Source organism: Citrobacter sp. Cpo045 (assembly GCF_030332875.1).
Classification (GTDB): Bacteria; Pseudomonadota; Gammaproteobacteria; order Enterobacterales; family Enterobacteriaceae; genus Citrobacter; species Citrobacter portucalensis.
Window position 1 is genome coordinate 251,449 of record NZ_JAOWGZ010000086.1, and the last position, 19,085, is coordinate 270,533.

Sequence of the window (19,085 nt, forward strand, 5' to 3'; positions counted from 1 at the left end):
CTTATCAATCTGCTATCCGGGTTGGATCGTCAAAATAACTGATGATCTTCATCATGGTTATCTGAGTTCTTCATCAACCGAATAAGCGTATTGTGGTGGTATCAAAATGACTCCCTCAGTAAGGATATCATCATGTCTTCAACTCGTATGCCAGCATTGTTTTTGGGTCACGGTAGCCCGATGAATGTTCTGGAAGATAACGTTTATACCCGTGCCTGGCAGCAACTGGGGGAAACGTTGCCGCGTCCGAAAGCCATTGTGGTGGTCTCGGCGCACTGGTTCACCCGTGGAACGGGTGTGACTGCTATGGAAGCCCCCAAAACGATCCACGATTTTGGCGGTTTTCCGCAAGCATTATATGACACCCATTACCCGGCTCCCGGCTCGCCTGAACTGGCGCAGCATCTGGTTGACTTGCTTGCTCCAGTGTCTGTGACCCTGGACAAAGAAGCCTGGGGTTTTGACCACGGTTCCTGGGGCGTTCTGATCAAGATGTATCCGAATGCGGACATTCCGATGGTGCAGTTGAGTATCGACAGCACCAAACCCGCGTCATGGCATTTTGAGATGGGCCGTAAGCTGGCGGCGCTGCGTGATGAAGGCATTATGCTGGTGGCCAGTGGTAACGTGGTGCATAACCTGCGCACTGCGCGTTGGCACGGTGAGAACACGCCTTATCCGTGGGCGACTTCATTCAATGACTATGTTAAGGCAAACCTGACATGGCAGGGACCGGTTGAGCAGCACCCATTGGTGAACTATCTCGATCATGAAGGTGGATCGTTGTCGAACCCGACGCCGGATCACTATCTGCCGCTGCTGTATGTACTCGGGGCTTGGGATGGTAAAGAGTCTGTCACTATCCCGGTAGATGGTATTGAGATGGGAAGTTTAAGTATGTTGTCGGTGCAGGTTGGATGATGAATGCCCGATGGCACTGTGCTTATCGGGCATTAAGTTCGCGCCGTAGGCCGGGTAAGGCGAAGCCACCACCCGGCACTCTCAATTATTCGACAAAAATATGCGGATAGAAACGTGACAGATCCTGCGTGATCAACGCACGGTCTTCACGAATGCCGATCCCGGCTGGTTGATCGTTGATCAGCCAGCTGCCAATCAGCATATAGCTGTCGCCAAACTTCGGTAGCTGATGGAACTGCTGCACGATCATGCCTTCTTCACCGTACGGTCCTTCCACGGATTCGATCGTTTTACCGTTCTCAACGATGGAGACATTAGCCCCCTCGCGCGAGAAGATCGGTTTTACGACGAATTTATCCATCTGCGGATGGTCGTCTTCGGCGAAGTACGCTGGCAGCAGGTTCGGATGGTCCGGGAACATTTCCCATAACAGCGGCAACAGTGCTTTGTTGGAGATAATGCTCTTCCAGGCCGGTTCCAGCCAGCGAACGCCAGCATCTTCCAGCTTGGTGGAGAACATTTCACGCAGCATGAATTCCCACGGATAGAGCTTGAACAGGTTAGCGATTACCTGATCCTGCATGTCGGTGAACTGACCTTTTTCACCAAGACCAATATCTTCTACATAGAGGAATTCTGTAGCGATCTCAGCTTCGGCAGCGCAATCCTGCAGATACTGGATCGTACCGCGATCTTCTACCGTATCACGACAGCAGGTCAGATGAAGCAGTTGAAAACCATACTGCTCACGCAGCTCGGTGAAACGCTCGATCAGTTTTTCCTGCAGACTGTTGAACTGATCGCTGCCTTCCGGCAGGTTGCCCGCATTGAGCTGATCTTCCAGCCAGATCCACTGGAAAAACGCGGCTTCGTACAGCGAGGTTGGCGTATCGGCGTTGTTTTCTAAAAGCTTGGGTTCACCCGTGCCGTCCCACGCCAGATCGAGACGTGAATAGAGCGACGGTTGCTGTGTCTGCCAAGACTGGCGGACAAAGCCCCAGGTATGCTTCGGAATGCGAAACTTGGTCATCAACTCATCGCTGGCGATGACCTTTTCCACCACCTTGAGGCACATTTGATGCAGCTCTGCGGTGACCTCTTCCAGCTTTTCAACCTGAGCAAGAGTGAGCTTATAGTACGCGTCTTCACACCAGTACGGCTCGCCGTACATAGTGTGAAAATTGAAACCGTATTCGGTGGCTTTGTCGCGCCAGTCCGGGCGCTCAACAATACTGACTCTTTCCATGACGATCAGCCACCCATTGAACGTGTGGTGGTACCGCTTGCGCTACGCTGCATGGTGCTCTGTTTGGCCACAGACTCACCAAATCCGCCGCGGGTTACGGTAGAGGTGGTAGCTGGTTTCGGTGCCATAGCGGTTTTCGGTACGGTCATGGTGCGACCCGGCGTTGCTGCGCCGTAGTTTTTACCGCTGGCATCCGTGTATTTGCCGTAAGCCGGGCTGGCTGGGTTTTTCGAGCTGAACAGCGGTTGCTGAGCGCCCATTCCGCCGCCCATCAGTCGGCCCATCATGTAGCCCGCCATCAGCGGCATCCAGAAGCTGCCGCTGCTTTGATTCTGCGCTTGAGTCTGGCCTTCACCGGTCGGTGCCATACCCGCTTGCGCAGGAGCCTGCTGGCACTGGCCTTCGCCGAATTCAGCGATACAGTCTTCACGAGTGGCGTATTTTGGCGCGGTACGTTCAGCTTCTTTCAGCGCATTGTTAAACGCGGTAGTACATTCGGCGCTTTTACCCGGATTCGCCGCAGAGCAGTCGTCAGCGTTCTGATAAAGCGAAACCGTTTCGTCGCTCTTTTCACAGCCCGCGAGCATAAACACAGCGGTAACTGCCAGGGCGACAGGAGTCAGATGGCGCGCGCTCCAGCTTTTGCGGAACGAGGCGTGATGTATAGATTTTGTCCGTTTCATTTATGTCTTCCAGGACCCAGTGGTAACTCTGCTCAGAATAGAGGATGACTGGTCGAAATTGAAGCGGTAAGAGGCGAGAATGCGGAAGAAGGGGCGGATCTTTACGTTGTCTTACGTTCAGACGGGGCCGAAGCCCCGTCATCAGCATCAGTTACGGAACGGGTTGTTGCCGGTGCTGCTGGTTGAACGTGCTGCTGTCGGCTGTGCCGCAGGCGTCGCGCTGTTGGACGTATAACCGTCCGCCGCGGCATCTTGCTGCGCGTTTTCCGGCGCGATCGTATCCGGAGTCGTGGATACTGGTTTACCCAGCGTATTGTTCAGTGCCACCAGATCCTGCTCGTTCAGCGTACCGAGCGCAGATTTGACGTTTAACTGGTTGATGAGATAGGTATAACGCGCATTCGCCAGTTGCTGCTTGGCGTTGTACAGCGTGGTGGTGGCATCCAACACATCCACAATGGTACGTGTACCTACGGAATAGCCAGCTTCCATCGCATCCAAAGAACTTTGTGCAGAGACAACCGCTTGTTTGTACGCGTTAATGCTACTGATAGACGCATTAATGTTGTTGAACGAAGAACGAACGGTCTGCACCACGCTGCGGTGTGCGCTTTCCAGTTGTTCACTCGCGCCAACAAAGTTGTACTGCGCTTGTTTCACCTGCGAGTTAACCATTCCGCCCTGGTACAGCGGCAGTGAGAAGCTCAGACCGATTTTATTCTGGCCCATGTTGCTGTCGTCATACTGGGAGGTGTTGGTTTTAGACCCGCTGTACGAGGTGTCAGATACCCCGGTAGAGGCGGTCAAATCCAGGGTCGGTAAATGACCATCCTGCGCCAGACGAATCTGCTCACGTGCCAGATCCTGGCTCAAACGGGCCTGCAATAACGACAGGTTGCGGTTTTCTGCTTCTTTCAGCAGCGCGTTCACCGCCTGCGGTTTGTTGGTTTTAAAACCATCAACGTTCAGTGAAGCCAGTTCCGGGTAGTAGTTACCGGTTACCTGGCGCAGCTGTTCTACCGCGTTATCCAGATTGTTACGCGCGGTAACTTCATTCGCCAGTACAGTATCGTATTGTGAACGGGCGTTTTGTACGTCAGTGATGGCAACCAGGCCAACGTTAAAACGCTGAGTGGTCTGATCTAACTGACGATAGACCGCATCTTTCTGTGCCTGGGTATAAGAAAGCACGTCAATTGCGTTCAGTACGTTAAAATAGGCCGTGGCGGTATTCAGGATCAGCGTTTGCTGATCGGTCTGATAGGTCACGTCCTGAATGCCTGCTGATTTTTCTTGCAGCGTCAGGGCACGCCATTTAGACATGTCAAAAATAGACTGAGTTAACTGCAAAGATGCGCTGGTGGCGTTGGAGTTGACGCCATTTGCATCACGGTAGCCATTGCTGTAGGTGTAATCGGCACCTAAACCCAGTTGCGGCAGTAATGGGCTACGCGCTTCGTTAATTTTTTCGAATGCAGCATCGCGATCGGCGGCGGATTTACGCAATTCCGGGTTGCTCAGGCGTGCTTGCTGATAAACCTGCATCAGGTTTTCTGCCTGGCTCAAAGTACTGAACCCCGACAGGCTCAGGCCGATAAGGATGGGGAGCAATTTCTTCATTTGCATTCCTTGTTGTGAAGCAGTATTTAGCGCTGATCAAATTGTAAAAATATTTGCTGATTCTAGCAGAATCCGCCACTTCAAAAAGTTGGCGTTACGTGCCATACGGCGTTAATTTGCATCAATTTAACACAAGGGCGTTCAAACATCAGTCAAACGACCTTGAAATTCACATTTTAATCACTATTGGTTTCAGGACAGCACAATGAGTAAACCAGACAACTTGCCAATGACTTTCACTAAAAATGATGTAGAAATTATTGCACGAGAAAAGCTATACCGCGGTTTTTTTTCACTGGATCTTTATCGGTTTCGCCATCGCCTGTTTAACGGAGGGATGAGCGGCGAGGTAACGCGCGAAATTTTTGAGCGCGGACACGCGGCAGTCTTGCTACCCTTTGACCCTGAGCGAGATGAAGTTGTGCTGGTCGAGCAGATCCGTATCGCGGCATTTGATACCAGCGAAAGCCCGTGGTTACTGGAAATGGTGGCCGGGATGATCGAAGAGGGCGAAACCGTTGAAGATGTAGCCCGTCGTGAAGCAATGGAAGAGGCCGGGCTGGAAGTTAAACGGACGAAGCCCGTTCTGAGCTATCTGGCAAGCCCGGGTGGCACCAGTGAGCGCCTGTCTATTTTAGTCGGCGAAGTGGACGCCACGACCGCGAGCGGGATCCATGGTCTGGCTGATGAAAACGAAGATATTCGTGTTCATGTGGTAAGCCGGGAACAGGCTTACCAATGGGTAGAAGAGGGGAAAATCGACAACGCAGCGTCTGTCATCGCCTTGCAATGGTTACAGCTGCACTATCAAGAGTTAAAAACTGAGTGGAAAAAATGAAGCGTTACACACCTGACTTCCCTGAAATGATGCGTCTGTGCGAAACCAACTATTCGCAATTGCGCCGCCTGCTGCCACGTAATGATGCAGCCGGTGAAACAGTGAGCTATCAGGTAGCAAACGCACAATATCGGTTAACGATCGTGGAATCGACCCGATACACTACGCTTGTTGCGATCGAACAAACGGCACCGGCCGTCACATACTGGAGCCTGCCTTCATTGACCGTGCGCCTGTATCATGACGCAAGGGTGGCTGAAGTGTGTTCAAGTCAGCAGATCTTTCGCTTCAAAGCGCGGTATGATTATCCAAATAAAAAGTTGCATCAACGCGACGAAAAGCATCAAATTAATCAGTTTTTGGCCGACTGGTTACGGTACTGTTTAGCACATGGAGCGATGGCGATTCCGGTTTATTAGCGTCGTGAAACCTAAGGACACCATTTGGAAAGCCTGTTAACCCTTCCTTTGGCTGGTGAGGCCAGAGTCAGGATCTTACAAATTACAGATACTCACCTGTTTGCCGAAAAGCATGAAACGCTGCTGGGTGTGAACACCTGGGACAGCTATCAATCCGTACTGGATGCAATACATGCAGAGTCGCCTGAGTACGATCTGATCGTCGCGACGGGTGATTTGGCGCAGGATCAATCCGCTGCGGCTTATCAGCATTTTGCTGAGGGCATCGCAAGTTTTCGTGCGCCCTGCGTTTGGCTACCGGGTAATCACGATTTTCAGCCGGCAATGTACAGCGCGCTGCAGGATGCGGGCATTTCCCCGGCCAAACGCGTTTTCATTGGCGAACAGTGGCAAATATTGTTGCTGGACAGCCAGGTGTTCGGCGTTCCCCACGGTGAGTTAAGTGAATTCCAGCTCGAATGGCTGGAGCGTAAACTTGCTGATGCGCCAGAGCGTAATACCTTGCTGCTTCTGCATCATCATCCTCTGCCTGCGGGCTGCAGCTGGCTCGATCAGCACAGTCTGCGTAATGCCGCTGAGCTGGATAACGTGCTGGTGAATTATCCTCGCGCCAGGTATCTATTGTGCGGGCATATTCATCAGGAACTGGATCTGGACTGGAACGGTCGCCGTCTGCTGGCGACGCCGTCGACCTGCGTGCAGTTTAAACCGCACTGTTCCAACTTCACATTGGATACCATCAGCCCAGGCTGGCGGACGCTGGAGCTTTTTGCCGACGGGACGTTGCAGACTCAGGTACGTCGTCTGCAGGGTAATCGGTTCCACCCTGATACCGCTTCAGAAGGCTACTGATGTCTACGCTTCTCTATCTTCACGGATTTAATAGCTCTCCTCGTTCGGCGAAGGCGTGTTTACTGAAAAACTGGCTGGCGGAGCACCACCCGCACGTTGAGATGATCGTGCCGCAGCTACCTCCGTATCCTGCGCAAGCCGCAGAGATGCTGGAATCGATCATTCTTGAACACGGCGGAGAGTCGCTGGGGATTGTCGGTTCCTCTTTAGGCGGCTATTACGCCACCTGGCTGTCGCAATGTTTTATGCTGCCGGCAGTGGTGGTGAACCCTGCCGTACGGCCTTATGAACTGCTGGTCGACTATCTCGGTCAAAACGAGAACCCCTACACGGGGCAGCAATATGTGCTAGAGTCACGCCATATTTACGATCTTAAAGTCATGCAGATTGACCCGCTGGAAGCGCCGGATTTGATCTGGCTGCTCCAACAAACGGGCGATGAAGTGTTGGACTACCGCCAGGCGGTGGCGTATTACGCCTCCTGCCGTCAGACAGTTATTGAGGGCGGAAACCACGCATTCACGGGCTTCGAAGATTATTTCAACCCGATTGTCGATTTCCTTGGACTGCACAGTTTCTGACGATCAATTCGAATTGCTTATTTAAACCATGACGCAAACTTATAACGCTGATGCCATTGAGGTACTCACTGGGCTTGAGCCGGTACGCCGTCGCCCTGGGATGTACACCGATACGACCCGTCCGAACCATCTTGGGCAGGAAGTGATTGATAACAGTGTGGATGAAGCACTGGCGGGCCACGCAAAACGCGTGGACGTGATCTTACATGCCGACCAGTCTCTGGAAGTCATTGATGACGGACGCGGCATGCCGGTAGATATTCACCCTGAAGAAGGCGTTCCGGCGGTTGAGCTGATCCTCTGTCGTCTGCACGCGGGCGGCAAGTTCTCTAACAAGAACTACCAGTTCTCCGGTGGTCTGCACGGTGTGGGTATCTCCGTTGTTAACGCCCTGTCCAAACGTGTGGAAGTGAACGTGCGCCGCGACGGGCAGGTATACAACATCGCGTTTGAGAATGGCGATAAAGTGCAGGATTTACAGGTTGTCGGTACCTGCGGCAAACGCAATACCGGGACCAGCGTGCACTTCTGGCCGGATGAAAGCTTCTTTGACAGCCCGCGTTTTTCTGTTTCGCGCTTAACGCACGTACTGAAAGCAAAAGCGGTACTGTGCCCAGGCGTTGAGATCACTTTTAAGGATGAGGTCAACAACAGCGAACAGCGCTGGTGCTACCAGGACGGTCTGAATGACTATCTGAGCGAAGCGGTGAATGGCCTACCGACGCTGCCGGAAAAACCGTTTATCGGTAATTTCAGCGGTGAGACGGAGACGGTGGACTGGGCGCTGCTCTGGCTGCCGGAAGGCGGCGAGCTGCTGACCGAAAGCTATGTGAACCTGATCCCAACCATGCAGGGCGGTACGCACGTTAACGGTCTGCGTCAGGGACTGCTGGATGCGATGCGCGAGTTCTGCGAGTACCGTAACATCCTGCCGCGTGGCGTGAAGCTGTCGGCGGAAGATATCTGGGATCGCTGTGCTTATGTGTTGTCGGTAAAAATGCAGGATCCGCAGTTTGCCGGACAAACCAAAGAGCGCCTCTCTTCGCGTCAGTGTGCGGCATTCGTCTCTGGCGTGGTGAAAGATGCATTCAGCCTGTGGCTGAACCAGAACGTGCAGTCAGCCGAACTGCTGGCTGAGATGGCGATTTCCAGCGCGCAGCGTCGTCTGCGTGCGGCGAAAAAAGTAGTGCGTAAAAAGCTGACCAGCGGTCCGGCGCTGCCGGGTAAACTGGCGGACTGTACCGCACAGGATCTTAATCGCACCGAACTGTTCCTTGTCGAAGGTGACTCGGCGGGCGGATCGGCCAAGCAGGCGCGCGATCGTGAATATCAGGCGATCATGCCGCTGAAAGGTAAGATCCTCAATACCTGGGAAGTCTCTTCCGATGAAGTGCTGGCTTCGCAGGAGGTTCACGATATTTCCGTGGCGATCGGTATCGATCCTGACAGCGACGATCTAAGCCAATTGCGCTACGGCAAGATCTGTATCCTGGCGGATGCGGACTCCGATGGTCTGCACATCGCTACGCTGCTGTGCGCGCTGTTTGTGAAGCACTTCCGCACGCTGGTGAAACACGGTCACGTCTACGTGGCGCTGCCGCCGTTATATCGTATCGACCTCGGTAAAGAGGTGTATTACGCGCTGACGGAAGAAGAGAAAGCGGGCGTACTGGAGCAGTTAAAGCGCAAGAAAGGTAAGCCGAACGTGCAGCGCTTTAAAGGTCTGGGTGAAATGAACCCGATGCAGCTTCGTGAAACTACGCTGGATCCGAACACCCGTCGCCTGGTGCAGCTCATTATCGATGATGAAGACGATCAGCGTACCAACGCAATGATGGATATGCTGCTGGCCAAGAAGCGTTCTGAAGATCGTCGAAACTGGTTGCAGGAGAAAGGCGATCTGGCGGATCTCGAAGGGTAATTGCATGTAGAAAAGCCGGAGACGGGCGTAAAATGCCTTATCCGGCTCTCATCTGACGAAGCGATTTATGCCGGATAGCTAAGCGTCACCCGGCAAATCGACAATCTTAAATGCCCGACTCCAGAATACGAATATTCATGTCCAGCACGTCACCTTTCACGGCTTCGCTGTAGGCTTTCATATGCGGGGTCTGCAAATGCGCTTCAAGATGCGCGATGCTTTCCCACTGCTCAACCATCACGATTGAATCTGGTGCTGTAGTCTGAAAACTCACACCTGCGGCGTGATCCACCATCGGCGCATAGCCGTGGCAGCCTTCTTCTTTCAGTACGGTCGGAACGATTTTGGCAAACTGATCCAGTACCGCCTGGCGGTGATGTTGACCTGGACGTGTACGGATTTCTGCAATAACGGTAAGCATGGTTAACTCCTTCTAATTCCAGGTTACCAGTTAACCAAAAATTTCGGTCAGATGCTTGCGATATTCTGCGATATAACGCGGGACGTCCGGCATTTTAATCACGTCATTGGTGATAAAGGTCGGCAGCGCTTCCATTCCCAGGAACTGGTTTGCTTTATGGAAAGGGAGATAGACGCCATCAACGCCAACCCCATGGAAGAACTGGTCTTTTTCAGTGAAGGCTTCCATCGGTGCGTTCCAGGTCAGGGACAGCATGTATTTTTTGCCCTGAATCAGCCCGCCGGAGCCGTATTTTTTAGAGGCATCTGAACGTGTGCGGCCGTCGCTGGCGTACAGCGTACCGTGACCTTCGGTAAACACGTCATCGATGTATTTTTTCACGGTCCACGGTGCGCCCATCCACCAGCCAGGCATCTGCCAGATAACCGCATCGGCCCAGACGAAATTCTGCACTTCTGCTTTTACGTCATAATCGCTGTCTGCGCGTACGACTTTAACATCATGCCCGAGGTCGCGCAGGATACCGTCCGCGACCTCGGTCAGGGTGTCATTCAGTTGACCATTAGAATGGCCGAATTTTTTCGCCCCGTTGATAATCAGAATGTTGCTCATTTTGTGTCCTCAAGGAAATACGTTTGAGGACGATTTTACTCCCACCAGCGGTACGGTGAAATTAGCAAAATGTGCAAAGTCTTTTGCTATATGAGCAACAATAACGCAATTACCAACTGACTTTTGCTTCAAAGCCACCTTCCGGAGCGTTGCCGAACGAGGCTGACATTCCATGCAGTGTTGCGATACGACGGACAATCGACAGGCCGAGACCGCTGCCGGTCACGCTTTGTCCCGGTGGACGATAAAAGCGTTCACCGATGTGTGTAAGTACCTCTGGCGCAACGCCAGGACCGTTATCTTTGACGCTGAAGTTACGGGCGTTGAGCGTCACTTCCACAATGCTCCCCTGCGGACTGTAGCGAATGGCATTATCCAGCAGATTTCGTACCATCAGGCTCAGCAACAGCGGCTGTCCTGTACGCGTGATATTGTGCGCGTTAATCTGCAAACGTACGTCAATATGCGCCTGCTGGGCCGGATGGTAGATATCCATCACCGCGGATTGCAGTAGCTCCTCCAGCGAGATTTCTGCCACATCCTGAAGATTATCGAGGGAGTCGAGGCGCGAAAGCGTCAGGAGCTGATCGACCAGTCGGGTGGCGCGTTCAATTCCCGCATGCAGCTGCACCAGCGCTTTTTCCCGCGTTTGCGGGTCGTCGTCTGACAGTTGCACCACTTCGGTTTGCACCTTCAGCGCCGTCAACGGACTGCGCAGCTCGTGAGCGGCGTCAGAGGTAAAGCGCCGTTCGCGGACCATCATAGAGTGGATACGGGTAAACAGCTGATTAAGCGATTCAACCAGCGGGCGCACTTCGCTTGGCACACCTTTCGGGTCGAGCGGTTCTTCTGACTCCGGGGCGCGCCAGCGCAGAGCTTGCGCCAGTTTTTTTAGCGGCCTGAGTTCGCGACTCAGCATGACCACCAGGATCAGCAACATCAGCGGCAGCGCAACCAGCCACGGGGTTAACTGTGCGGTAAGGATCGACAGCGCCATATCCTCCCGGTATTCCCACTCCTGGCCCACCACAATGCGATATTTTCCATCAGCGGAATTCAGCCACAGGAAGCGCCAGGAATCGTTGTCGCCCCTGAGTTGGCCGTCGCTAAACCCCTCCCGGCTGTAGCTGTAGGGAATATCCTGGCCATTGTCGCCATCGTGTAGCACCATTTTGCCGTCGGTGGAGTAGATGGCAAACGCCAGTGCGTCGTCATCAATATGGCCATGTTTCAGTTTTTTTGGCGTGCGGGCCATATTGTTTGAGGTGGTGACATCGCTGATATCCAGCGTGCTAAGCCGCTTGGCGAACAGCATCAGCTGCGTATCAAACAGCTCATCGACATTATCGGTAGTCTGCCTCCAGGCCACAAAACTGGATACGGCCCAGGTTGCTGATGCCAGAATCAGAAAAATAAGCGTTAGCCTGACTCGCAGGCTGAGGCGTTGTGTGAGTTTCATGCGTCACCCAGGGTATAGCCAATGCCATGCACGGTACGGATAAAGTCGCTGCCGAGCTTACGGCGTAAGTGATGGACGTGGACCTCAACCGCATTGCTGGAGACATTTTCGTCCCAGGTATACAGTTTTTCTTCAATCAGTTTGCGGGGCAGGACGCGACCTTTGTTGCGCATCAGCAGTTCCAGCAGCGCGAACTCTTTAGGTTTGAGTGACAAAGGTTCACCCGCCGCCGTGGCGACCAGCGCGCCGGGATCAAGCGTCACCTCGCCATGGCGTAATGTGTTGCTGGCCTGGCCGCTGGCACGACGCACCAGCGCCTCCAGTCTGGCGGCAACTTCGATCAGCGCAAAGGGTTTGCACAGATAGTCATCTGCGCCCAGGCGCAGGCCTTCTACGCGTTCTGCCAGCGCGTCGCGAGCGGTCAGAATCAGCACAGGCTCCTGCTTTCCGTTGGCTCGCCATTCGCGCAAAATGTCCCGTCCGTCTATGCCTGGCAGCGTCAGGTCGAGGATTACCGCATCATAAGGTGCGCTGTAGAGTGCTTCTTTCCCTTGGCGACCTTCGGTAAACCAGTCGATGCTGAAACCCATTTTACTCAGACCTGTTTTCAGGCCATCGCCAATCAACGTGTCATCTTCGATCAGTAAAATACGCATATGTTCATCCCTGCGATAACTCATTTGCAGTCAGTAAACCTGTGGCTACAGTCTCTGTACAGCAAAAAAAGTATCTTTTTTTGCCTTAAGAACTTGTTAAGGATTAACTTATTTAATAGTCGTAAACCAACATGAAAGGGAGACATGACGATGAAAAAATTAGCTGCAATGGTTGCCGTAATGGCACTGTGTTCCGCACCTGTTCTGGCAGCTCAGCAGGGCGGCTTCTCTGGGCCAACGACAACCACCACGCAGAGCCAAAACGGCGGATTTGTCGGCCCGAACGGTAGCAGCACGACGGTAGAAAGCGCCAAATCACTGCGTGATGACACCTGGGTTACCCTGCGCGGGAACATCGTTGAGCGTATTTCCGACGACCTGTACGTGTTTAAAGATGCGACCGGCACGGTGAATGTGGATATCGACCACAAGCGCTGGAACGGCGTAACCGTCACACCGCAGGATGTGGTTGAAATCCAGGGTGAGGTGGATAAAGACTGGAACTCCGTTGAAATCGACGTAAAACAGATTACCAAAGTTGCTAAGTAATCCCCATCAGGGCCGCATTCGCGGCCCTTTTCTTTGTGACTCAACACGCCAGATAGGGTAGTATCTGCGGCAATATTGCCCTTCAATAGAGGGGTACAAAGTTGAGGAACCACGATTAATGAGCGATATGGCAGAGCGCCTGGCGCTGCATGAATTCACGGAAAACGCCTATCTGAACTATTCCATGTACGTCATCATGGACAGGGCGTTGCCGTTTATTGGCGATGGTTTGAAACCCGTTCAGCGTCGCATCGTATACGCGATGTCCGAACTGGGGCTGAATGCCAGCGCCAAATTTAAAAAATCCGCCCGTACCGTCGGTGACGTGCTGGGTAAATACCATCCGCACGGCGACATCGCCTGCTATGAAGCGATGGTGCTGATGGCGCAGCCGTTCTCTTACCGTTACCCGCTGGTTGACGGGCAGGGGAACTGGGGGGCACCGGACGATCCGAAATCCTTCGCGGCGATGCGTTATACCGAATCACGCCTGTCTAAATATGCGGAAGTCTTGCTGGGCGAACTCGGTCAGGGAACGTCGGACTGGGTGCCAAACTTCGACGGCACCATGCAGGAGCCGAAGATGCTGCCTGCGCGTCTGCCAAATATTCTGCTGAACGGCACGACCGGTATTGCCGTTGGTATGGCAACGGACATTCCGCCACATAACCTGCGTGAAGTGGCAAAAGCAGCGATTACCCTGATTGAGCAGCCGAAAACGACGCTGGATCAGTTGCTGGATATCGTGCAAGGGCCGGATTACCCGACCGAAGCGGAAATCATTACTTCGCGCGCGGAAATTCGTAAGATTTACGAAAACGGACGCGGCTCCGTACGTATGCGTGCGGTATGGACGAAAGAAGACGGCGCGGTGGTGATTTCCGCGCTGCCGCATCAGGTTTCCGGGGCAAAAGTGCTGGAGCAGATCGCTGCTCAAATGCGCAATAAAAAGCTGCCGATGGTAGACGACCTGCGCGACGAATCGGATCACGAAAACCCGACCCGTCTGGTGATTGTCCCACGCTCTAATCGTGTGGATATGGAGCAGGTGATGAACCATCTGTTTGCCACTACCGATCTCGAAAAAAGCTACCGTATCAACCTGAACATGATCGGTCTTGATGGTCGTCCGGCGGTGAAAAACCTGCTAGAGATCCTCACCGAATGGCTGGCGTTCCGCCGCGATACCGTGCGTCGCCGCCTGAATTATCGTCTGGAAAAAGTGCTCAAGCGCCTGCACATCCTTGAAGGTTTGCTGGTGGCGTTCCTCAACATTGACGAAGTCATCGAAATTATTCGTCATGAAGATGAACCTAAGCCTGAGCTGATGTCGCGGTTTGGCATTTCTGAAACCCAGGCTGAAGCCATCCTTGAGCTGAAATTGCGCCACCTTGCCAAACTCGAAGAGATGAAAATCCGCGGTGAGCAGGATGAGCTGGCGAAAGAGCGCGATCAGTTGCAGGCCATTCTGGCTTCCGAACGTAAAATGAGTAACCTGCTGAAGAAAGAGCTGCAGGCCGATGCAGACGCCTATGGCGACGATCGTCGTTCTCCGTTGCAGGAGCGCGAAGAAGCGAAGGCGATGAGCGAGCACGACATGCTGCCATCTGAGCCGGTGACCATTGTGTTGTCCCAGAGTGGCTGGGTGCGTAGCGCGAAAGGCCATGACATCGATGCGCCAGGATTAAGCTATAAAGCGGGCGACAGCTTTAAGTCGGCAGTGAAGGGTAAGAGCAACCAGCCGGTGGTGTTCGTGGACTCGACCGGACGCAGCTATGCCATCGACCCGATTACGCTGCCGTCGGCGCGCGGTCAGGGTGAACCGCTGACCGGGAAGCTCACGCTGCCGCCAGGCGCGACGGTTGAGCACATGCTGATGGAAGGCGACGATCAAAAACTGCTGATGGCCTCCGATGCGGGCTACGGTTTTGTCTGTACCTTCAATGACCTGGTCGCACGTAACCGTGCTGGTAAGACATTGATTACGCTGCCAGAAAATGCGCGCGTGATGCAGCCGGTGGTGATTGAAGATGAAACCGATATGCTACTGGCTATTACTCAGGCTGGTCGCATGTTGATGTTCCCGGTGAGCGATTTACCGCAGCTGTCGAAAGGCAAAGGGAACAAGATCATTAATATCCCTTCAGCGGAAGCGGCGAAAGGCGAGGATGGTCTGGCGCAACTTTACGTGCTGCCGCCGCAGAGCACGCTGACCATCCACGTCGGTAAGCGCAAAATCAAACTGCGTCCTGAAGAGTTGCAGAAAGTGACCGGTGAGCGCGGCCGTCGCGGCACGCTAATGCGTGGTCTGCAGCGTATCGACAGCATTGAGATTGACTCGCCTCGACGCGCCAGTCACGGCGACAGCGAAGAATAACGCTACCGTCCGGCTCTCCCTGTTAAAGCCCAGGGAGAGCCAACGTTAAAAATTCCCGTGAAACCGTTGTTTATTCGTGCGTTGCGATTAACAATACGCTTTTCCAGAGAGCCGCCCTTAACAAAGCCCTAACCTGATACCGCGTGATGAATCAGGTGACGTAAAATGCCAGGCTCTTAGGCCTTAGAGGTTGTTATGCTATATATTTTTCGTTTAATTATTACTGTTATTTACTGCGTTCTGGTCTGTATTTTCGGTTGCATATACTGTCTGTTCAGCCCACGAAATCCAAAACACGTTGCAACGTTCGGTCATATGTTTGGCCGCCTGGCTCCCCTTTATGGCCTGAAGGTCGAGTGCCGCATGCCGGCAGACGCGCAGAACTATGGTAATGCTATCTATATTTGTAACCATCAGAACAACTATGACATGGTTACCGCTGCGAATATCGTTCAGCCGCCGACGGTGACGGTAGGTAAAAAAAGCCTGCTGTGGATCCCTTTCTTCGGGCAGCTGTACTGGTTAACCGGTAACCTGTTGATTGACAGAAACAACCGCGCTAAAGCGCACAGCACCATTGCTGCCGTGGTGAATCATTTCAAAAAACGCCGCATTTCTATCTGGATGTTCCCTGAAGGGACGCGTAGCCGCGGTCGCGGTCTGCTGCCGTTTAAAACCGGCGCGTTCCATGCAGCGATTGCTGCTGGTGTCCCGGTCATTCCGGTGTGCGTTTCCACAACCTCGAACAAGATAAAACTCAATCGACTCAATAATGGTCTGGCAATTGTCGAGATGTTGCCACCGGTGGATATTAGCCACTTTGGGAAAGATCAGGTTCGTGAACTGGCAGCGCATTGCCGCACGCTGATGGAACAAAAAATCGCAGAACTCGATAAAGAAGTTGCTGAGCGGGAAGCCGCCGGTAAGGTTTAATCCGCGCAATTCGGGTTTTTTACAGGAAATGACTTCCTGCGTGTTAATAGCCAGTTTTTTATGGAGTTTATATGTCATTCAGTCGGCGTCAGTTCATTCAGGCATCGGGGATCGCACTGTGTGCAGGTGCTGTTCCGCTGAAGGCTAATGCTGCCGGTCAGCAACAACCGTTACCCGTGCCTCCGCTGCTGGAATCCCGCCGGGGGCAGCCGCTATTTATGACGCTGCAACGTGCGCACTGGTCCTTTACACAAGGCACGCGCGCACCTGTCTGGGGAATTAACGGCCGCTACCTGGGACCGACAATCCGCGTCTGGAAAGGGGATGACGTCAAGCTTATCTACAGCAACCGTCTGACTGAAAATGTCTCGATGACCGTCGCCGGGTTACAGGTACCTGGCCCGCTGATGGGCGGCCCGGCGCGCATGATGTCCCCGAATGCTGACTGGGCGCCGGTGCTACCGATTCGCCAGAATGCCGCCACGTTGTGGTATCACGCTAATACACCAAATCGTACTGCTCAGCAGGTCTATAACGGTCTTGCCGGGATGTGGCTGGTTGAAGATGAAGTGAGTAAATCACTGTCTATTCCCAACCACTATGGCGTGGATGATTTTCCGGTCATTATCCAGGACAAGCGGCTGGACAACTTTGGCACGCCGGAATACAGCGAGCCCGGCAGCGGTGGCTTTGTCGGTGATACGCTGCTGGTCAATGGGGCGCAAAGCCCGTATGTCGAAGTCTCCCGCGGCTGGGTGCGCTTGCGTTTGCTGAACGCTTCAAACTCGCGTCGTTACCAGTTGCAAATGAGTGATGGCCGTGCTCTGCATGTGATTTCCGGCGATCAGGGTTTTTTACCTGCGCCTGTTTCGGTGAAGCAGCTCTCGCTGGCTCCGGGCGAGCGTCGTGAGATCCTGGTGGATATGACGAACGGTAATGAGGTCTCTATCACCTGTGGTGAGGCGGCCAGTATTGTCGACAGGATCCGCGGGTTCTTTGAGCCTTCCAGTATTCTCATCTCCACGCTGGTGCTGACTCTGCGTCCAACGGGCCTTCTGCCGCTGGTGACCGATAGCCTGCCAATGCGCCTGCTGCCAACGGAAATCCTCAGCGGTTCGCCGATTCGCAGCCGTGATATCAGCCTGGACGACGATCCTGGCATCAACGGTCAGCTGTGGGACGTCAATCGTATGGATATTACTGCCCAGCAGGGCTCCTGGGAGCGCTGGACGGTGCGGGCGGATATGCCCCAGTCCTTCCATATTGAAGGTGTTTCGTTCCTGATCCGTAATGTGAATGGCGCGATGCCGTTCCCGGAAGACAGAGGCTGGAAAGATACTGTCTGGGTTGATGGCCAGGTTGAATTACTGGTTTATTACGGACAGCCTTCCTGGGCCCATTTCCCGTTCTACTTTAATAGCCAGACGCTGGAAATGGCGGATCGTGGCTCAATCGGACAGATGTTGGTGAACCCGGCGCCGTAATGCGCCGGGGTATTCGTTACGCCCGCCAGAACATGCGCGAGAACAGGATCAAAATGGGGTAAATCTCCAGACGCCCCATGATCATGGCCGCGCACATCAGTAGCTTTGCTTCCTCGTTTAAGGTGCCAAATGTCGTGGCGGTGACGCCAAATCCTAGCCCCATATTGTTGATGCAGGCGGCAACGGTGGCGAAAGAGGAGAAGAGATCGTAGCCCATCAGATTGAGCGCCCAGATAAAAAAGCTGGTGAACAAAACGTAGAGAAAGAAAAAGCTCCATACCGAACGCACCACCCGGTCGCTTACCACGCTATTGCCCACTTTGATGTTAAGCAGGGCACGGGGATGCGCGAGCTGGTGTAACTCCTGACGGCACTGCTTGAACATAATCAAAAAGCGCAGCACCTTAATCCCCCCGCAGGTCGATCCCACACAACCGCCGAAGAAACTGGCGCTGAGCAGCATGAAGATCGTGTGCGAAGGCCACTGCGCGTAATCCGCCGTCGACAGGCCATTATCTGTCAGCATCGAACTGGCCAGAAAAAAAGCATGCACCAGGCTGTCCGTTAATCCGTACATGCCTGCCCGCCAAACTTGCCAGGTGGCGATCAGAGTGACCACCAACGCAATAAGCAAAAAGAAACGCAATTCGGCATTACGACGAAAGGGTTTGAAGGTACGTTTCACGATAGCAACGTACCAGAGGGTGAAGTTAAACGCAGACAGCAGTGAAAATATCCCGGCGACAAGCTCAATGGCATGGCTGTTATAAAAGCCGATGCTCTCGCTGCGAGTAGAAAATCCGCCGAGAGAGACCGTCGACAGCCCGTGGCATAAGGCGTCGAAAAACGACATCCCGGCAGCCCAGTAGGCCAGAGTACAAATAAGACCCAGAATGACATAGGTCATCCACAGCGTGCGTGCAGTATCAGCAAGTCTTGGCGTGAGGCGTTCTTCTTTAAAAGGGCCCGGCATTTCAGACTGATACAGCTTCATGCCACCAATACCCAGCAGCGGCAATACCGCCACCGCGAGGACGATAACACCCAGACCGCCAATAAAATTGAGCTGAGCCCGATAGTACAGATACGACTTCGGCAAGGCGCTGACGTCATCAATCACCGTTGCGCCTGTAGTGGTAATCCCAGAAACTCCTTCAAACAGGGCATCCGCAAAAGAGAGGTTTAAGCCATCGTCCATCCACATCGGCATCGCGCTGATAAACGAAAACAATAGCCAGAACAGGACGATAATGACGAAACCATCCCGGGTGCGCAGTTGAATCCCCGCATGTTTGGTTGCCAACCACGCCCCGCCGCCGAGGGTGAAGAAAGTCATAAACGTGCTGAAAAAAGCGAACAAGCTCCGCTCTTTGTTTAACAAAGCGATGAGCATCGGTGGCAGCATAGAAAAGCTGTAGAGAAGAACCAGAAATCCGCACAGGTGAACAACAACCCGTAACTGGGAAATATGCAGTGAATCGTTGAGTCGCAATGAAAAATCCCCCGCCGAAAA

The 19,085-nt window shown here is 53.5% G+C and carries 18 protein-coding genes; 10 read left to right on the forward strand and 8 right to left on the reverse strand.

Annotated features, from left to right (window positions below):
* Positions 1-132 precede the first annotated feature (132 nt).
* Entirely contained in the window at positions 133-921 is a 789-nt protein-coding gene (ygiD, locus tag OGY13_RS07780) for a 4,5-DOPA-extradiol-dioxygenase (protein WP_213752715.1), read from the forward strand.
* Between the two features lie 85 nt (positions 922-1,006).
* On the opposite strand, the gene OGY13_RS07785 is transcribed toward ygiD, so the two are convergent.
* The 3 genes from OGY13_RS07785 to tolC all read right to left on the reverse strand — a co-directional run bounded on the left by OGY13_RS07785 (position 1,007) and on the right by tolC (position 4,476).
* Entirely contained in the window at positions 1,007-2,167 is a 1,161-nt protein-coding gene (locus OGY13_RS07785) for a glutathionylspermidine synthase family protein (RefSeq protein ID WP_008785828.1), read from the reverse strand.
* A gap of 5 nt (positions 2,168-2,172) precedes the next feature.
* Entirely contained in the window at positions 2,173-2,850 is a 678-nt protein-coding gene (locus OGY13_RS07790) for a DUF1190 family protein (protein ID WP_213752714.1), read from the reverse strand.
* A 147-nt stretch (positions 2,851-2,997) separates the two neighbouring features.
* Entirely contained in the window at positions 2,998-4,476 is a 1,479-nt protein-coding gene (gene tolC / locus OGY13_RS07795; protein ID WP_100247260.1) for an outer membrane channel protein TolC, read from the reverse strand.
* 199 nt (positions 4,477-4,675) lie between these two features.
* Here tolC and nudF point away from each other — a divergent pair, with 199 nt between their 5' ends.
* Genes nudF through parE form a run of 5 tightly spaced genes read left to right on the forward strand, consistent with a single transcriptional unit; the run spans position 4,676 to position 9,081 of the window.
* Positions 4,676-5,308 carry an ADP-ribose diphosphatase gene (nudF, locus tag OGY13_RS07800; RefSeq protein WP_048215533.1) on the forward strand — a complete coding sequence of 211 codons (633 nt, stop codon included), beginning with the start codon at positions 4,676-4,678 and terminating at the stop codon, positions 5,306-5,308.
* Positions 5,305-5,727, forward strand: coding sequence for a DUF1249 family protein (locus tag OGY13_RS07805; protein WP_003024582.1), 423 nt, complete (start codon positions 5,305-5,307; stop codon positions 5,725-5,727). Before nudF ends, OGY13_RS07805 begins: the two co-directional genes overlap by 4 nt.
* 24 nt (positions 5,728-5,751) lie before the next feature.
* Positions 5,752-6,579, forward strand: coding sequence for a 3',5'-cyclic-AMP phosphodiesterase (gene cpdA, locus OGY13_RS07810; RefSeq protein WP_008785825.1), 828 nt, complete (start codon positions 5,752-5,754; stop codon positions 6,577-6,579).
* On the forward strand, positions 6,579-7,160 hold the full coding sequence (gene yqiA / locus OGY13_RS07815) for an esterase YqiA (RefSeq protein ID WP_003024575.1): 582 nt from the start codon (positions 6,579-6,581) through the stop codon (positions 7,158-7,160). Before cpdA ends, yqiA begins: the two co-directional genes overlap by 1 nt.
* 28 nt (positions 7,161-7,188) lie before the next feature.
* Positions 7,189-9,081 (forward strand): DNA topoisomerase IV subunit B, encoded by a 1,893-nt coding sequence (gene parE / locus OGY13_RS07820; protein ID WP_003024571.1) that lies wholly within the window; start codon positions 7,189-7,191, stop codon positions 9,079-9,081.
* A 106-nt stretch (positions 9,082-9,187) separates the two neighbouring features.
* Here parE and OGY13_RS07825 read toward each other — a convergent pair whose 3' ends face one another.
* From OGY13_RS07825 to qseB, 4 genes are all read right to left on the reverse strand, one after another.
* Positions 9,188-9,502, reverse strand: a complete 315-nt coding sequence (locus OGY13_RS07825; protein ID WP_003024557.1) for a putative quinol monooxygenase — start codon at positions 9,500-9,502, stop codon at positions 9,188-9,190.
* 30 nt (positions 9,503-9,532) lie between these two features.
* The gene (locus OGY13_RS07830; protein WP_003828397.1) at positions 9,533-10,114 is read right to left on the reverse strand and encodes an NAD(P)H-dependent oxidoreductase; all 582 of its coding nucleotides are present in this window, start codon (positions 10,112-10,114) and stop codon (positions 9,533-9,535) included.
* A 109-nt stretch (positions 10,115-10,223) separates the two neighbouring features.
* Complete coding sequence (qseC, locus tag OGY13_RS07835; RefSeq protein ID WP_100271902.1) at positions 10,224-11,573, reverse strand: quorum sensing histidine kinase QseC; 1,350 nt, start codon at positions 11,571-11,573, stop codon at positions 10,224-10,226.
* Entirely contained in the window at positions 11,570-12,229 is a 660-nt protein-coding gene (gene qseB / locus OGY13_RS07840; protein WP_057068259.1) for a quorum sensing response regulator transcription factor QseB, read from the reverse strand. Before qseB ends, qseC begins: the two co-directional genes overlap by 4 nt.
* A gap of 150 nt (positions 12,230-12,379) precedes the next feature.
* Here qseB and OGY13_RS07845 point away from each other — a divergent pair, with 150 nt between their 5' ends.
* The 4 genes from OGY13_RS07845 (at position 12,380) to ftsP (ending at position 17,572) form a co-directional block, all read left to right on the forward strand.
* The gene (locus tag OGY13_RS07845; protein WP_003024544.1) at positions 12,380-12,778 is read left to right on the forward strand and encodes a YgiW/YdeI family stress tolerance OB fold protein; all 399 of its coding nucleotides are present in this window, start codon (positions 12,380-12,382) and stop codon (positions 12,776-12,778) included.
* Between the two features lie 118 nt (positions 12,779-12,896).
* The gene (gene parC, locus OGY13_RS07850; protein WP_213752713.1) at positions 12,897-15,155 is read left to right on the forward strand and encodes a DNA topoisomerase IV subunit A; all 2,259 of its coding nucleotides are present in this window, start codon (positions 12,897-12,899) and stop codon (positions 15,153-15,155) included.
* A 195-nt stretch (positions 15,156-15,350) separates the two neighbouring features.
* On the forward strand, positions 15,351-16,088 hold the full coding sequence (gene plsC / locus OGY13_RS07855) for a 1-acylglycerol-3-phosphate O-acyltransferase (RefSeq protein ID WP_003024540.1): 738 nt from the start codon (positions 15,351-15,353) through the stop codon (positions 16,086-16,088).
* A 71-nt stretch (positions 16,089-16,159) separates the two neighbouring features.
* Positions 16,160-17,572, forward strand: a complete 1,413-nt coding sequence (ftsP, locus tag OGY13_RS07860; RefSeq protein WP_008785819.1) for a cell division protein FtsP — start codon at positions 16,160-16,162, stop codon at positions 17,570-17,572.
* Positions 17,573-17,588: 16 nt separating this feature from the next.
* Here ftsP and OGY13_RS07865 read toward each other — a convergent pair whose 3' ends face one another.
* Entirely contained in the window at positions 17,589-19,064 is a 1,476-nt protein-coding gene (locus tag OGY13_RS07865) for a TrkH family potassium uptake protein (protein WP_020996330.1), read from the reverse strand.
* Positions 19,065-19,085 lie beyond the last annotated feature (21 nt).

What these genes read in the sequence shown, in the direction of transcription:
- parC (WP_213752713.1), top strand. Translation starts at nt 12,897, where the DNA reads ATGAGCGATATGGCAGAGCGCCTGGCGCTGCATGAATTCACGGAAAAC.
- parE (WP_003024571.1), top strand. Translation starts at nt 7,189, where the DNA reads ATGACGCAAACTTATAACGCTGATGCCATTGAGGTACTCACTGGGCTT.
- qseC (WP_100271902.1), bottom strand. Translation starts at nt 11,573, where the DNA reads ATGAAACTCACACAACGCCTCAGCCTGCGAGTCAGGCTAACGCTTATT.
- ygiD (WP_213752715.1), top strand. Translation starts at nt 133, where the DNA reads ATGTCTTCAACTCGTATGCCAGCATTGTTTTTGGGTCACGGTAGCCCG.
- OGY13_RS07830 (WP_003828397.1), bottom strand. Translation starts at nt 10,114, where the DNA reads ATGAGCAACATTCTGATTATCAACGGGGCGAAAAAATTCGGCCATTCT.
- plsC (WP_003024540.1), top strand. Translation starts at nt 15,351, where the DNA reads ATGCTATATATTTTTCGTTTAATTATTACTGTTATTTACTGCGTTCTG.
- OGY13_RS07805 (WP_003024582.1), top strand. Translation starts at nt 5,305, where the DNA reads ATGAAGCGTTACACACCTGACTTCCCTGAAATGATGCGTCTGTGCGAA.
- OGY13_RS07825 (WP_003024557.1), bottom strand. Translation starts at nt 9,502, where the DNA reads ATGCTTACCGTTATTGCAGAAATCCGTACACGTCCAGGTCAACATCAC.
- nudF (WP_048215533.1), top strand. Translation starts at nt 4,676, where the DNA reads ATGAGTAAACCAGACAACTTGCCAATGACTTTCACTAAAAATGATGTA.
- OGY13_RS07845 (WP_003024544.1), top strand. Translation starts at nt 12,380, where the DNA reads ATGAAAAAATTAGCTGCAATGGTTGCCGTAATGGCACTGTGTTCCGCA.
- tolC (WP_100247260.1), bottom strand. Translation starts at nt 4,476, where the DNA reads ATGCAAATGAAGAAATTGCTCCCCATCCTTATCGGCCTGAGCCTGTCG.
- OGY13_RS07790 (WP_213752714.1), bottom strand. Translation starts at nt 2,850, where the DNA reads ATGAAACGGACAAAATCTATACATCACGCCTCGTTCCGCAAAAGCTGG.
- qseB (WP_057068259.1), bottom strand. Translation starts at nt 12,229, where the DNA reads ATGCGTATTTTACTGATCGAAGATGACACGTTGATTGGCGATGGCCTG.
- ftsP (WP_008785819.1), top strand. Translation starts at nt 16,160, where the DNA reads ATGTCATTCAGTCGGCGTCAGTTCATTCAGGCATCGGGGATCGCACTG.
- OGY13_RS07785 (WP_008785828.1), bottom strand. Translation starts at nt 2,167, where the DNA reads ATGGAAAGAGTCAGTATTGTTGAGCGCCCGGACTGGCGCGACAAAGCC.
- yqiA (WP_003024575.1), top strand. Translation starts at nt 6,579, where the DNA reads ATGTCTACGCTTCTCTATCTTCACGGATTTAATAGCTCTCCTCGTTCG.